Source organism: Mesorhizobium sp. M1423, assembly GCF_040317575.1.
Taxonomy (GTDB): Bacteria; Pseudomonadota; Alphaproteobacteria; order Rhizobiales; family Rhizobiaceae; genus Mesorhizobium.
This window is the reverse complement of the sequence record NZ_JAMYKU010000045.1, coordinates 1-13,955: the sequence shown is the minus strand read 5'-3', so window position 1 is coordinate 13,955 and position 13,955 is coordinate 1. Positions and strand designations below refer to the sequence as shown.

Below are 13,955 nucleotides of genomic sequence, written 5' to 3'. Positions count from 1 at the left end.
GATCATGGCGGAAAAGGCCAGGATGAGTGCCGGCCTGTGCCGGCGGTGAACTCTGCGGATTCCTGCTTTGTGTTTATCTTCTGTGTTCCCGGTGAAACGGTACCTCGCGGCGCGACGTGAGCGTTGGCGGAATTGCAAACTCAAAGACCGCTCGGTCGCCACGCAGGTTGGGCCGGACCAACGGGAACGCTCGAGATGCGGCTGTCCGCCACTAACCCGGGCTACCATCCCAGAGATGACAAGGCGATTGATGCCATCGTTCGCGCCGACGCCGGTAAGAGCCCGGCCGTCCCGACTCGAAGGTCGGTGCCTTGGCCACTCGTTGCGGTGGTCAGCTCCCGGCCAGTGTGAGGGAGATCGTGATAACGCCAATACGTTGCGGCTACGGTCCGAACGCGGCCTGCCGCGCTGAAGCGACTCTCTTTCTCGACCTGACGCCGACCTGAAGCGGTGGTTTTGAGTGCATTGAGGAGCGCCTGTACCTCTGCGGGGCCTTTGGGCTCCGCGTTACGGATCATCTCGGGCGAGGAGAACCCCCGAGCGCGCGTTAGAGACGTCCGGGATGTCTCGGCGACGGCGCTTGCAGATTCGAGCTTCGCGAAAGTTGCGCTTTGCGCGATCTTCCTCCGACTTGGCATCAGGATAGGTGACCCAAGGGGGGGTAGAGCTTCGAACAGCGTCGGTGCTTGCTTGGAACCCGTCAGCGAGCCAAAAACAACGGCAATGACGGCTTCCCAACTATCCATCTCGTCACGCCGCCGAAGAGTCGCTCACGTAGCCTGCGGTTGCCATAAGCGCCCATGCTCTCATGTCGGCAGACGTGTCGATTGCGTGCTGCGCGAGCACCGTGGCTGCCCATTTTCCGGCGCTCGCCAGCAGGTCAACCGAGCCCCGAGCACCGTGCCGAGTGACATAGGCAGCGATGTCGGCTCCCGGCTCGGTATCCTTTCCGGTGCAGGTCGCCTCCGGATCGACTAATGCGACACGAACTTCCTCAGCATCGGCTAGCAGATCCAGCGCTTCCCGAACTGAACGGGACGCCTCGACTCGCGAATCCCAGCCGACCAGCACGCGCCGTGGCGACAGAGTCGCCTCAGCGCCCTCCGGCACGACAAGCACCGGCTTCCGGTATCGAACAGGCTGCCGTCGATAACAAGAGGTCCGAGATTAATGTCGTTAAGAAGTGCGGGGCCGACGATTGTCAGGTCGTTGCAGAGCGCCCGCTGTCGCACCGAGTCACCGACGCTGGCCTGATCGCAGTAGTGGGTATCGACGTCATAGCAAAGCCGCGTGGCTCTCAGCTGTTTCTGAATTTCCCTGGATGTTGTTTCCAGTCTGGCCATGTCCTGTGAAAATCTCTCGATTTGCTTAGACCGTTGTTCCATTGCGGCAATGTCGTGTGCGCGATGTCTAGACCACTCGGGGATGCCAGCGCACAGCGGCGTAAGAAGCGGAGGCGACATAAGGAGCAGCGGAGGCGACATAATCAATACGGAAAGATGCGCGGCGACCTCGGCACACAAGCGAGCAGCTATTGTGATGTCCTGATCGGAGTGGTCAGCTCCCGTCACAATGAGTATTTTCTTGAAGGCCATCTGACTCCTTCTCTTTAGAGTATGTTTTAGCTGTAGGCGCGTTTCGAAGCCGCAAGACTTGCTCTCAGCACGGCGGAAATGCGGAGTGGCACCACATCGGTTATCTATTCAGCCGTCCGGCCACTCGAGCGAGTAGCCGGCCGACCTGACGGTACGAATGACGCTGGAGGGGGAGGCCGCCTTCAGCGCCTTTCTGAGCCGGCTGATATGGACATCCACGGTGCGTACACCGACATGGATATTGGTCGGCCAGGCCGCGCTGATCAGCTCGTCTCTGGTGAAGACCTTGCCGGGAGTCTCAAGCAAAAGCCGCAGCAGGTTGAACTCGATCGGCCCAAGGTGGACTTCGTGGCCATTACCCCGAACCCGGTGGGCATCGAGCCTTATCTCGAGGTCGCCACAGGAGATCCAGCCGCCGTTTTCGATCCCGTTCGAACCCGGCTTTGGCAGCGCCAGCTTCATCCGTAGACAGTCAAGCAGCTTGGCCGGCGCGAAGGGCCGCACAAAGCTCTCGTCAATGCCTGCCTTCCAGAGATCGAGGTGCTGGTTCTCGGCGCCGGGCGCGATCAGGGCAATAACGGGCAGGCCGCCGGTCCGGGGCTCCCCCTTGAGCCGGGCGCAGATTGTGGAGCCTGTCGCGCTTGTTGGCTGGCAGTCCAGCACCACGGCCTTCGGCTCCCGTTCACTGGCCAATGCAAGCGCCTCCTCCACGCCGCCGGCCAGTTGAATCGTGAAGCCATCCACCTCCAGAATGTGGCTGTGGACCAGATAGAACTCCGGATCCTGCGAACAGATCAGGACCAGTGGCTTCATCAGCGCTACCCCAAGAACCACATCGGCCTCGACCGCCTCCATTGAGAGGGCTGGCCATCGCATGTCCTCAAGGCCTGACATGATCCCCTTGATCGAAAATCGGTTCCATCACGCCCGCGCCACCTCGGGATGAGCCTCAATGGCTGCGGCCGCATCGCCGGCCAGTTTGGTACCGGCCGCGGCGAGTTTCCAGAACGTCTCGAAGCCGAACCGGTGGACGTCGCGCAGGGTCTTCGACAGAACGACCAACCGCCCGGCCGTGAGAAGCACGCGCCCGAAGCCCTCATGGCTCATCTCCATCATCGGCGATGCCATCAGGCCGGAGCGCTCCTCGATCGCAAGCCCGACGGCGGTGTAAAATATCTCAAGCCTCCACAGCACGTCCGGATCGGGATCGCCGATGATCGGGATCGCACGGCGCTGTTCCCTGGTGACGATGAAGTCGCCCAGCAGCTCGGCGTCCGATTTGCCTTCCCAAGACCCGTGGGAATCATGAGCCCGGACCAGCCGCACGAGGCATTTGACGAACGGGGTGGCAAGGGCCGCCTCGTGTTCGGCGATAGCAGGGCTAACCACGGCGTCAGACATTTCGCCCACTCCTCATTTTCAGTCCTCGTCCTCGAAGGAGGGTTTCTGTTCGGCGACACCTGCCTGCGCCAGCACCTTGCGCAGCCAAGGGGGAGGACACGTCCTGAGCATCATCTGCGTGCGCAACAGCACCTCTTGGATGGTTTGGGGGTGCGGCACTTTGATCGGATGAATTTTTGCCGAAACAACCTTGGCTGCCGAAGGCCCCCCGATAGCCAGACAAAACAGGAGATGACAGCCCTTCAGCGCCTCCACCTTCGGGGTGATGCGGTCGTCGCCCTCAGTCCGATGCTTCCCGCTCTCGTCGGAAACGTCATCGAAGGCCACGGCTTCCACGAGATTCCACTCCTCGCGCATCACGTCGTAGACAGCAAAGCGCCTGGCCGACCCGAAATGGGCGTTGAGGTTCTTCATGTCCTGCGTGGCGATCGCCACGCGCAATGCGCCGGCTTGGCGTTCCGGCGTCGGTGCGTGAACCTCGTCAGTGACGAGCGAGAGGCGACGAACGGAGCTCATCTGGCATTTCTCGTTTACGGAGTGGATCAAGCGCCTCGGGCGTCGGCGCGTGCCGGTTGGCTTCAAAAATGTTGGCGACCTCGAAGATCAGGTCGCGGGTCCCCTGGTAGAGGATTGTGAGCTTGTGCTGACTGCCGAGCCGGTCGAAGATCGGGAAGCCGACCCGCATGAGCGGAATGCCGAGGCGCTGCGCCGCCTGGCGGCCGTGGGAATGGGTGACGAGAAGATCAGCGCCGGCGCCAAGAGCTTCCAAATCGCCAAGATCGCCGATTTGAACCGACTGCGCCGGTACTTCCTCCAAAATTTTCGACATATCGGTCGTGGTGACCGCCGCCGCGATTTCGGAGCCCATTCCGATGAAGAAGCTCGCGAGTTGGTAGAGTTGGTCTGGTTCAGCAGCGATCGCAATTTTCTTGCCTCCAAAGTGGAAATGTCCGTCGAGCAACGCGTCCTGCAACTGCGCCCGGCGACGGCGCACCCGAGCCGGCGCCGCCGCGCCCGAAACCGCGGACAGCAGCGAGACGAACCGGTCGACGTCCTTCAATCCAGTCAGCGACCGGAACAGCACGTAAGGCACGCTGGTCAACCTCTGCAGCAGCTCGGCCGGGCGGCGCATATGCTCACCGATGACGATACATTGCTCGGCCGTGCCAAGCTCGCGGATATCCTCGACGCTGGTGCCGCCATAGGTGGTCGTGACCCAGCGGTCGGGCACTGTCCCGTCGAGCGAGCCGGAGACGTCCGGCAGAATCACCGGCTTGAGTCCAAAGCTTTCAACCATCTCACGCAAATGCTCGATATCAGCCACAGTGAGGTTCCAGCCAGGCAGGATCACGATCTTCTTCGAGTGCCGCGCCTGCTCGCCGGGCCGCGTAATCCTTTCGATCATCGCGGTGACAGCCTTGGCCCAGCCCTCTTCGATCGCGCCGTCGAAATCCGGTGTGTTGGCTAGCACCACCTCCGTACCCGCGAGTTCTTCCGTGCGCTTCAGCCTGATATCGGCGATATCTCCTGCGCAGTCTTCGCCCCGGGTTTCCACCAGCGCCGTCGTGCAGACCCCGATCAGCGTTGGCTTTGTGCGGGCCTTGAGGTTGAGGATCGCCTCTTCCAGATGGTCTGCCCCGCCGAGGATCGTCGCCACCTCGTCCATCGCCGTTGTCTGCAGGGGGATGGCTTCCTTGAAATGCCGCACGAAGAGCACGAGGGCGAAGCTGGTGCAGCCTTGGCTGCCGTGGAACAACGGCATCGCGCCGTCGACGCCAAGAAAGGCCAAGGCGGCACCCAGCGGCTGCGACGACTTCAGCGGATTGATCGCCGCCGCTTTGGTCTGGGGAAGGATGCGGACCATCGCTTCCTCAATACTCGCCGAAATCGTCGGCCGTCGTGCCGGCGAATTCCTGGACAACATGCAAGGTCGCGGTCTCGCTTTTCGTGCTCGGCAGTTCCTCCCTCACCGCAGGCTGGCAATCCCATGGTGCCGGCTCCCGCACCTGGCGCCAGATCGGGTTATGAATGGCGAGGTCGATTTGGCGTATGAGTTCCACCATGCCGTCATAGCCGGCGTAAGGATGTTGGCGCTCCTGGTTGATATCGAGCCAGGGTGTCTTGGCCTTCAGCGCGATGAACTGCGTGCGCCCGCCCGACAGCATGATATCGGCCTTGTGTTCTGAGAGCATGGCGTAAAGCTCGCGCGGCGCCATCTGCTCGAACATGTGGTTGTCGTCCTTGAGGATCTGCTTGATGCGCTCCTTGTCTTCGACGGTCGACTTCTTGACAGAGGTGCCGACGATCTCAATGCCGATCTCCATCAGCGCATGGACGACCGACCAGGACTTCACACCGCCGGTGTTGAGCAGGACGCGCTTGCCTTCGAGCCTCGGCCGGTAGGCCGCGAGCTTCTTCCACGCAATCGCCTCCTCGTCTTCAATCAATGCCTCGGTGCGGCCGAGGATCTCCGGATCGGCACCCTTCTTCACGAGCAGCTGAGAGATCTGCCGGAGCGCTTCCGAGGTGTCGGTGATGCCGTAGAACGAGCCCTCGAAGAATGGGATCTCCCAGCGCTGCTCCATCTTGCGGGCGAGATTGATGAGCGCGGTCGAGCACACCATCATAGCCGCCCGGGCGCGGTGCGCGCAGGCAATGTTGAGGTAGCGCGCGTCGCCCGGAATGCAGGCGCGCACCCGGATGCCCAGCCGATCAAGGAGCGGCTTCACCAGCCAAAATTCGCCGGAGAGGTTGAATTCGCCAAGAATGTTGATGTCGTAAGGGCCGGCATCGTCGGGCTCCACCGTGCCGATGACATGCTCGAGCAACGCCTCGCCGGCAAGCTTGTTGCCGAGATTCTTGGAGCCGACGAAGCCCGGCGCATTGACCGGCACCACAGGCAGGCCGAACTTTTCCGCCGCGCGCTTGCAGACGGCCTCGATGTCGTCGCCGATCAGCGCCGTCACGCAGGTCGCATAGACGAAGATAGCCGGCGGCCTATGCGCTTCCTTGATCTCGCGGATCGCTTTGAAAAGCTTCCGCTCGCCCTGCCCCATCACAACGTCGAGTTCGGTGAGATCGGTCGTGAAGCTCGTGCGCCACAGCGTTGGCCCGGACGAAGCCGCACCGCGGTTGTCCCAGGAATTGCCCTCGCAGGCGAGCGGCGCATGGATCAGGTGCGCGACGTCGGTGATCGGCTGCAGCACGATCTTGGCGCCGTCGAAGGCGCAGCCGCCGGCCGCCGCCCCGGGGGTCAGTGGCTTCGAACAGCCCTCCTTGCGCGCCTTGGCATCCTTGCCGCGGTTCTGCTCGCAAGCGGGCTCTTTGAAGACATCCTGGATTTTGGCTCTGAGCGAGGACATTGCGTCGGTCTCCAAAGTCCCTCGGGAAGACGACCGGCCTCACCGAAGAGCCGGCCGCCACGCTTAGCGGGTGAGGTCATACGAATAGTCCGTCACGCCCGTCTCGCCTGTCTCGCGATCGAGCTTGTCGAAGATCTTGTCGAGGATCGTCGTCAGGACGCGCAACCCGCCTTGGTATCCCATAAGCGCAAACCGATGGTGATGGTGGCGGTCGAAGATCGGAAATGTCAGCCGGATCAGCGGCGTGCCCGTGTCGCGCTCCAGATACTTGCCATAGGAGTTGCCGATCAGCAGGTCCACCGGCTCGGTGAAGAGCAGCGAGCGCATCGCCCAGAGGTCCTTGCCCGCCCAGACTTGAGCATCCTTGCCGAAGGGCGAGGATGCAAGCAGTTCCTTCAAGTCCGCTTCCCAGGCCGAGGTGCCGTTGGTGGCGAGGCAGTGGGTCGGCTCGCCGCCCGTCTCCATGATGAAGCGGGCCATGGCGTAGACAAAGTCTGGATCACCGTAGATGGCGTATTTCTTACCATGTAGCCAGGATTGGCTGTCCGCCATGGCGTCAACAAGTCGGCCGCGCTCCAGGCGGATTGCCTCGGGGATTTGCTTGCCGGAAATCGCGGAGACCTGCATCAGGAAGTCGTCGGTCGCCTGGACGCCGAGAGGGTAATGGAACGAAGCCGTCGCCTGCCCGACCACCTCGCAATACTCCAGTGTTTTTCGGGTGTTGTAATGCTGTAGCGAGAGTGTCGCCTCGGCGTTGAGTGCTTTCCTCACGTCTTCGATCTTCGTGCCGCCGTCGTACATGCGGTATTCGCCGTCCGACGGCGTGTCGAACTGGTCAGAGGCGTCTTGGATGAAGGTATAGGACACGCCCAGCAGATCGAGCAGGCGCTTGAGTTCCCGGTTGTTGCCAACACAGAAGCCGTCGAAACCCGGAATGATGTTGATGGTTCCCTCGGCTTCCGTGCGCTCCTCGCCTTTCCAGAAATGCTCCAAAATGCCCTTGACCGTAACGTCATAGCCGTCGACATGGCTGCCGACGAAGGCCGGCGTGTGGGCGAAGGGCACGTCGAAGTCGCGCGGGACCGAGCCTTCGTCCTTGGCGTTCTCGATGAAGCTGTGCAGGTCGTCGCCAATGACCTCCGCCATACAAGTGGTCGAGACGGCGATCATCTTCGGGTCATAGAGTTGGTACGTGTTGGCGAGCCCGTCGACCATGTTCTTCAGGCCACCGAACACTGCCGCGTCCTCGGTCATCGAGGAGGAAACTGCCGAAGCAGGCTCCTTGAAATGGCGCGACAGGTGCGAGCGGTAATAGGCCACGCAGCCCTGGCTGCCGTGGACGAAGGACATGGTTCGCTCGAAACCCGCGGCCGCGAACACCGCGCCGAGCGGCTGGCAGGCCTTGGCGGGGTTCACGACAAGCGCTTCGCGAGCGAGGTTCTTTTCGCGGTATTCCCACGTCTTGGTGAATTCGCGTTGGTCGGTAACGATCTGGTCCGGGTGAGGACATTCGTAATTCAGCCTCTTCTCGGCGAGCATCTGCCTGTATTCCGGCTCGCGGAACAGGGGCGCGTGGTCGAGAACTTTTTCAGCCGACTGCGGCATGGGTGGTTACCTCTTCTCCATCTGGCCGCGCCATACGGCGGCACAGGGGCGTCGAAACGTTTCAGGTCTCCCGCGGATAAAGGGCCGCAGGCGTTCATCGGCCTTCCCGGCTTCCGGGAGGCCAGGTTTCATTCCGCAGCGATCGCCGCCGACGGCTCGGCTTTTTTCTTCCAGGGAGCGTCGTAGAGGCCCCAGACCGGGTTGTTGATGGCCAGATCCATGTCGCGGGCGAAGATGGCGAAGCCGTCGTAGCCGTGATACGGGCCGGAATAATCCCAGGAATGCATTTGACGGAACGGTATGCCCATCTTCTGGACCGGGTACTTTTCTTTGATGCCGGAGCCAACGAGATCAGGACGGATCCCCTCGATGAACTTCTCCAGCTCGTAACCAGTCACGTCGTCATAGATCAGCGTGCCCTTCTTCACGTAGTGGCCGGTGCGCTGATAATCGTCGTTATGGCCAAATTCGTAGCCAGTGCCGACGATAACCATGCCCAGGTCCTCATATGCCGTGACGACGTGACGGGGGCGCAGCCCGCCGACATAGAGCATCACCGTCCTGCCTTCGAGGCGCGGCCGGTATTTGGCGATCACGGCATCGACCAGCGGCCGGTATTTGGCGATGACCGCCTCGGCCTTGGCCTCGATTTCCGGTCCGAAATGCTTGGCTATCTTGCGCAGAGAGGCTTCGGTCTGGGAGGGGCCGAAGAAATTATACTCCATCCAATCAATGCCATACTTTTCCTCCATGTGCCGGCAGATGTAGTTCATCGACCTGTAGCAATGGATGAGATTGAGCTTGGCCTTCGGCGCGCGCTCTATTTCGGCCAGCGTAGCGTCGCCCGACCAGTTGCCGACCACGCGCAGGCCCATCTCCTCGAGCAGGATGCGCGAAGCCCAGGCGTCGCCGCCGATATTATAGTCGCCGATCACATTGACATCGTACGGGCCGGCCTCGAACTCGACCTCCTTCTTCTCGAACACCCAGTCGCGGATCGCATCGTTGGCGATGTGGTGGCCGAGGGATTGCGAGACGCCGCGGAAGCCCTCGCAGCGCACCGGCACAATCGTCTTTTCGTGCTCCTTGGCCTTGTTGCGGGACACCGCTTCGGTGTCGTCGCCAATCAGGCCGATCGGACATTCGGATTGCACGCTCATGCCCTTGTTCAGCGGAAACAGTTCCTCGATCTCGTCGATGATCCGTTCCAGCTTCTTGTCGCCGCCGAAAACAATGTCCTTCTCCTGGAAATCGGAGGTGAACTGCATCGTCACGAACGTGTCGATGCCGGTCGTGCCGACGTAGTAGTTGCGGCGTTGCGACCAGGAATATTGCCCGCAGCCGACCGGGCCGTGCGAGATATGGACCATATCCTTGACTGGACCCCACACCACGCCTTTCGAGCCGGCATAGGCGCAGCCGCGAATCGTCATCACTCCGGGGATGGACTTGATGTTCGATTTGACCTCGCATTCGGAAAGGACCTCGCTTTCCTCGCCAGCCTCGTCGCCGCTCTTTGCGACGCTCAGGTGCTTTTTGCGGCGCTTCGCCGCCTTGTCAGGATATTGCGACAGCACCTCCTCGATAAGCTTCGCATGGAGGGCGCCGTCATTCTCGTATTCCAGGCTCATGGGACCCCTTTCAAGGTTCAGGGTGACGCCTCACCAACGAGGCGCCGTTCTTTGAAAGGCGCGCCAGGTCAAGGCCGCGCCTCGTTCGGCAGCGGTCGTTACTGTGCGGCCGCCTTGGCCGCTTCCTTGACCTGAAGCTCGGCAAGCATCTGCTCGTCAGTCTTCATGATGCCGAAGTCGAGCAGCATTTCCTCGAGCTCCTCCATGGTGATAGGGGTGGGGATGGTGCCCTGGCCCGAATTGGCATGGATCTTCTCGGCCAGCGCCCGGTATTCCCCGGCCTGCTTGGAGTCCGGCGCATATTGAATGACAGACATCTTCCTGAGTTCGGCGTGCTGGACGATGTTGTCGCGCGGCACGAAGTGGATGAGCTTGGAATTGAGCCTGGAAGCCAGCGCTTCGGCGAGGTCGAGCTCGCGATCGGTTTGGCGCTCGTTGCAGATCAGGCCGCCGAGCCGCACGCCGCCCGAATGGGCGTATTTCAGGATGCCCTTGGCGATGTTGTTGGCGGCATAGAGCGCCATCATCTCGCCGGACATGACGATATAGATTTCCTGGGCCTTGTTCTCGCGGATCGGCATCGCGAAACCGCCGCACACCACATCCCCGAGCACGTCGTAGGAGACATAGTCGACATCGTCGTAGGCACCGTTCTCCTCGAGGAAGTTGATCGAGGTGATCACGCCGCGACCGGCGCAGCCGACACCCGGCTCAGGGCCGCCCGACTCCACGCATTTGATGCCTTTGTAGCCGACCTTGAGCACGTCCGCGAGTTCCAGGTCTTCCACCGAACCTTCCTCTGCCGCGAGGTGCAGGACCGTATCTTGCGCCTTCGCGTTCAGGATCAGGCGGGTAGAGTCGGCTTTGGGGTCGCAGCCGACGATGAGGATTCTCTGCCCGAGGTCGACAAGGGCGGCGAGCGTATTTTGGGAGGTGGTGGACTTGCCGATGCCGCCCTTGCCGTAAAAGGCGATCTGACGCAAACCTGACATGTAGCTTTCCTTCCTTCGTTCCATTCATCGCGGCTGCCGCGACATGAATGCCGGTCGGGCAGCTGTCGCCGCCTCGCACCCAAGGATCTCAAGACTCGTGCCAATTTGGCTGGTCGAACCGAAGAATAATTTAATGGTTGCTTTTCAGGGATTTAGCTGGAGGCCAAAGAAAGGTCGTCGGAACAAGCCGTGTAGCGGACCCGACAATGGCGACACAAAGCGTCGGATCGCGATCCTCAGTCACCGCATTCGTTCGAACCGCCTCGTTGTGTTGAGGTGGGCGAACAGCATCTCGACCCTCTAGCGTTAATTGCGGGATGCTGCGAACTCTTCTGTTCCGGCGAGCTGACGTGCTTGGTTCTCGCGTGTCCTCATCGACACTGCGCAGAATCTTGCGCGCCACGCTGGCATACCATCGATCCACGGCCATCCATCCGGGGCCACGGGCGGATAATTCCGCCATATCACCAACCCAAGGGGACTCGGCTCACTTATCGGCGCAGGAGTTCAGTATCGGCGTCATCGCCTTCACATGTTCGTCGATCCGCTCGAGCACTTTCGCTGCGACAACGTCGCGCTCAGGCAGATGCCACCAGTGCTCGTTGACGAGTTCGACGGTCTCGACCACTGCCTTCAGGACTGCCGGCTCCGGAAGCCTTGCACGGTTCGCAAATGCTTTCCATCGCGGTGCTGCTAGCGCCTTGAACGAGCGCTCCCCTCCAAGCGAAAGCGCCATGGCGTCGGCGGGAATATATGGCACGGTCGACAGAACGTCGTAGATTGGTGCAAGCACCGGCTTGTCGCCGTTACCGGGATAAATCAAAGACCAGTTCTTCAGGTGCATGTCGCCATTGCCAGTGATGACCGTCAGCGCCAGGCGGCGGACGAATTCGAGAGCCGCCGTAGGCGAGACGGCCACGCCAAGGGCCAAGGCTATGTCGTGATAAGCGGCGCCCTCATATTTGCGCGAGGGATAGACGCCGAAGACCTGAGCGAAATCCTCGATGTGAATCCTCTCGCCCTCAGCGCCGCGATCGAAGCGTTTGACGAGAAGGACCTTGCCCTCTGACAGCGTGTTGAATTCTTCGGGAATATCCTCGAAATCGGACTTCTCGACAAGTTCGCGTTCAGGAACCTCCATGCCGATTGCTGCTGCCAGCGCCAGGTTGGCGAATTCGTTCTCGGAAACTCCCCGAAACGCGGTCGAAGGGAACTTGGCGATGTACCGGCCCTGCTCGTCGTCCATCGGCAAGGTAAGGCCGCCGCCTTTTCCAGTGTTCCTCATGACCGACAGCTTCATCTGCACGCCGGCAAGTGAGAACCGTGCCTTGGGGTTATGCTTTGAAGCATCCTGCGAAACTGCTATCGCGCCGTCACTGGGCAACGCCCGCACGGCTCCCGGCAGATCGGCGCCCAGCGCCGCTAAAAGATCGAAATCATTGCCTGGCCGCACATTGCCTTCGTGGTGCTTTTCCATCGCCTCGCGCAATTTCTCCTCCGGCAGGAGGTTCGCGAAGAAAGCGGGCAAGGCGTCCGCAAGAGGCTTCGGATCTTTCCGCAATCCTCCCGTCGCTGCCCGGAACGATAGGCTGAAAACCGGAAAGCCGCCCGTCGCGCGGTAGGCCTCATCGAAGTTGAATGCATTGAAATCGCCCGGCGTCCTAACGATTGTGCCGATCTTCAGTGCGTTCAAGAGCACGTCCAGCGACGGGATCGTCTTAGGTGCGCGAAAGACTGGAGCCATGATCGTCATCGTCAGGTTGAGAAACAAAGGCGGGTCGATCGTCGTCATCATGCGGACGCAATAGAGCCTGGACAGCCGGCACCATGACTTGCGGAACCAGCATCATTTCCAGACCGAGCGCGCGAGCGATATTCATGAGCGTCGTCGCACGCGCCGCTGCGGCTCCCTTTTCGATGTCGCGATAGCGGGGACGGGATATACCCGCCAAGTCAGCGACCTGCTCCTGCGTCATGGCAGCGGCCAGCCTCGCCTGCCTGAAAAGCCCACCGATTTCGCGCAGAATTTCCGATTCAGAGTCCATCATGATACGTATGCGACTATTCCAATGCGCGATGATACGCAAAGGTATCTCATCCAGCGAGCAAGTCAAACTTTCATGATCTGTTCGCGTATCATATATGAAGGTAATGATATGCAAAGAGATCAATCCTTCTTCGAGGGTCTCAGGCTTTAGCGCCGCACAGCAAACGGCGTTCCTCCGAGAACAGCTGCTATGGCCACCGCCCACCGGCGTTTCTACCAATGGGCCCGGTGCGTACGTCGCTGCGAAAACGGCCAACTGAAATAACATTCAGCGAACGGCTATTTTGACCTCGGCCCCGATGCGCCCGACGGTGGCCCTATGAACGCGAAAGAGACGAGCGATTTTAGCTGCCGGACGGCCTTCATTTAACATGTCGATGCTTTCGGAGCGCTGATCGGGCCTTAGTTTCGGACGGCGTCCACCCCTTTCGCCCGCGTTGGCGGGCTGCCTGTAACCGGGGCTCCGGGGGCATTTCTAAAATAATACCCGCTAAGGGAATTCGAAATTGTTTGGATTGAAGCGGTTAGCGGGGATCGGCCTGAAGCGTTCGAGGGGTCGGTCAACTTCGTTCCAGAGATAGTCTCCGGTGGGTGCGATATGAGCCCAAGGAAGCGGTGCGACCTGGGAGAGCAACTCGGCGGGAATCGATGCCCTGGCCGCGGACATAATCGACAGCGCGGCTGAGATAGGCGGTAAGCGCGTAGGCTATTGGAGGCCCGTTCGCTGCGGGATGTGTTGGCGCCCGGTCTAACAAAGCTGCAGGCCAATAAAAGGCCGCTGTTTTCGCCAGCTTTGGGCCATCGACCGCCTGTTGCGTTCCTTCGCCCCCCTCTGTCCCTCCAGCATCAAAAGGACCGTCGCGGCGCACCCGCCCTTCCTGCTCAGATCACATTCAACTCCCTGAACGCCCGCCCGTCGGCGATCCGGCTGTACCCGAACGCCGAGCAATCCACCGTGCGATAGCCGCCATGCACGATCAGTTCGGCCAGCGCCTTGCCGACCGCTGGAGCCTGCTGCAGGCCGTGACCGGAAAACCCGTTGGCGAAGAGGAAATTACCGACCTCGGGATGCGGGCCGATCACCGCATTCTGGTCGAGCGTGTTGTAGTCGTAATGGCCGACCCAGGCGCGCGTCGGCTTGATCGCCTCGAAGGCTGGAATGCGGGTCGCCAGCACCGGCCAGATCACCTCTTCGAACAGCGGCCAGTCGGGGTCGAAGTCGGCGGGATCGGCTGGTCCTTCGCCCTCTTCCGGCTCGGCGCCGCCGGTGATGTAGACCGAACCTTCCGGCCGGACATAGATGCCGCTCGGGTCGACCAGCA

General features: G+C 61.0%; 13 protein-coding genes. All 13 read right to left on the bottom strand.

From position 1 onward, the window contains the following. Positions 1-750: 750 nt before the first annotated feature. Positions 751-1,119, bottom strand: a complete 369-nt coding sequence (locus NKG95_RS32300) for a hypothetical protein (protein WP_353043614.1) — start codon at positions 1,117-1,119, stop codon at positions 751-753. 584 nt (positions 1,120-1,703) lie between these two features. Then, on the bottom strand, positions 1,704-2,450 hold the full coding sequence (locus tag NKG95_RS32295) for a response regulator transcription factor (RefSeq protein WP_502914010.1): 747 nt from the start codon (positions 2,448-2,450) through the stop codon (positions 1,704-1,706). 66 nt (positions 2,451-2,516) lie between these two features. Beyond that, on the bottom strand, positions 2,517-2,996 hold the full coding sequence (locus tag NKG95_RS32290) for a NifX-associated nitrogen fixation protein (RefSeq protein WP_353043611.1): 480 nt from the start codon (positions 2,994-2,996) through the stop codon (positions 2,517-2,519). 18 nt (positions 2,997-3,014) lie between these two features. Next, positions 3,015-3,512 carry a nitrogen fixation protein NifX gene (gene nifX, locus NKG95_RS32285; RefSeq protein ID WP_352786134.1) on the bottom strand — a complete coding sequence of 166 codons (498 nt, stop codon included), beginning with the start codon at positions 3,510-3,512 and terminating at the stop codon, positions 3,015-3,017. Continuing rightward, complete coding sequence (nifN, locus tag NKG95_RS32280) at positions 3,478-4,860, bottom strand: nitrogenase iron-molybdenum cofactor biosynthesis protein NifN (protein ID WP_353043609.1); 1,383 nt, start codon at positions 4,858-4,860, stop codon at positions 3,478-3,480. Before nifN ends, nifX begins: the two co-directional genes overlap by 35 nt. Positions 4,861-4,867: 7 nt before the next feature. Then, positions 4,868-6,358, bottom strand: a complete 1,491-nt coding sequence (gene nifE, locus NKG95_RS32275) for a nitrogenase iron-molybdenum cofactor biosynthesis protein NifE (RefSeq protein WP_353043607.1) — start codon at positions 6,356-6,358, stop codon at positions 4,868-4,870. A gap of 63 nt (positions 6,359-6,421) precedes the next feature. Next, complete coding sequence (gene nifK, locus NKG95_RS32270; protein WP_353043605.1) at positions 6,422-7,963, bottom strand: nitrogenase molybdenum-iron protein subunit beta; 1,542 nt, start codon at positions 7,961-7,963, stop codon at positions 6,422-6,424. Between the two features lie 128 nt (positions 7,964-8,091). Beyond that, positions 8,092-9,594 carry a nitrogenase molybdenum-iron protein alpha chain gene (gene nifD, locus NKG95_RS32265; RefSeq protein ID WP_353043603.1) on the bottom strand — a complete coding sequence of 501 codons (1,503 nt, stop codon included), beginning with the start codon at positions 9,592-9,594 and terminating at the stop codon, positions 8,092-8,094. A gap of 98 nt (positions 9,595-9,692) precedes the next feature. Then, positions 9,693-10,586 carry a nitrogenase iron protein gene (gene nifH / locus NKG95_RS32260; RefSeq protein WP_352456984.1) on the bottom strand — a complete coding sequence of 298 codons (894 nt, stop codon included), beginning with the start codon at positions 10,584-10,586 and terminating at the stop codon, positions 9,693-9,695. A gap of 487 nt (positions 10,587-11,073) precedes the next feature. Beyond that, positions 11,074-12,330: a type II toxin-antitoxin system HipA family toxin gene (locus NKG95_RS32255; RefSeq protein WP_353043601.1), complete on the bottom strand. Its 1,257-nt coding sequence runs from the start codon at positions 12,328-12,330 to the stop codon at positions 11,074-11,076. Next, positions 12,305-12,631 carry a helix-turn-helix domain-containing protein gene (locus tag NKG95_RS32250; RefSeq protein WP_352825324.1) on the bottom strand — a complete coding sequence of 109 codons (327 nt, stop codon included), beginning with the start codon at positions 12,629-12,631 and terminating at the stop codon, positions 12,305-12,307. The genes NKG95_RS32255 and NKG95_RS32250 overlap by 26 nt, the downstream gene beginning before the upstream one ends. A gap of 270 nt (positions 12,632-12,901) precedes the next feature. Further along, positions 12,902-13,006: a hypothetical protein gene (locus NKG95_RS32245; protein WP_502914009.1), complete on the bottom strand. Its 105-nt coding sequence runs from the start codon at positions 13,004-13,006 to the stop codon at positions 12,902-12,904. 509 nt (positions 13,007-13,515) lie between these two features. After that, positions 13,516-13,955 (bottom strand): NAD(P)/FAD-dependent oxidoreductase (locus NKG95_RS32235; protein ID WP_353043599.1); only part of this gene is annotated, 440 nt, incomplete at its 5' end.

Coding starts and splice junctions, on each gene's coding strand:
- nifX (WP_352786134.1), bottom strand. CDS start 3,512: ATGAGCTCCGTTCGTCGCCTCTCGCTCGTCACTGACGAGGTTCACGCA.
- NKG95_RS32290 (WP_353043611.1), bottom strand. CDS start 2,996: ATGTCTGACGCCGTGGTTAGCCCTGCTATCGCCGAACACGAGGCGGCC.
- nifK (WP_353043605.1), bottom strand. CDS start 7,963: ATGCCGCAGTCGGCTGAAAAAGTTCTCGACCACGCGCCCCTGTTCCGC.
- nifD (WP_353043603.1), bottom strand. CDS start 9,594: ATGAGCCTGGAATACGAGAATGACGGCGCCCTCCATGCGAAGCTTATC.
- nifN (WP_353043609.1), bottom strand. CDS start 4,860: ATGGTCCGCATCCTTCCCCAGACCAAAGCGGCGGCGATCAATCCGCTG.
- NKG95_RS32250 (WP_352825324.1), bottom strand. CDS start 12,631: ATGGACTCTGAATCGGAAATTCTGCGCGAAATCGGTGGGCTTTTCAGG.
- NKG95_RS32295 (WP_502914010.1), bottom strand. CDS start 2,450: ATGGAGGCGGTCGAGGCCGATGTGGTTCTTGGGGTAGCGCTGATGAAG.
- NKG95_RS32255 (WP_353043601.1), bottom strand. CDS start 12,330: ATGGCTCCAGTCTTTCGCGCACCTAAGACGATCCCGTCGCTGGACGTG.
- nifE (WP_353043607.1), bottom strand. CDS start 6,358: ATGTCCTCGCTCAGAGCCAAAATCCAGGATGTCTTCAAAGAGCCCGCT.
- NKG95_RS32245 (WP_502914009.1), bottom strand. CDS start 13,006: ATGTTAAATGAAGGCCGTCCGGCAGCTAAAATCGCTCGTCTCTTTCGC.
- nifH (WP_352456984.1), bottom strand. CDS start 10,586: ATGTCAGGTTTGCGTCAGATCGCCTTTTACGGCAAGGGCGGCATCGGC.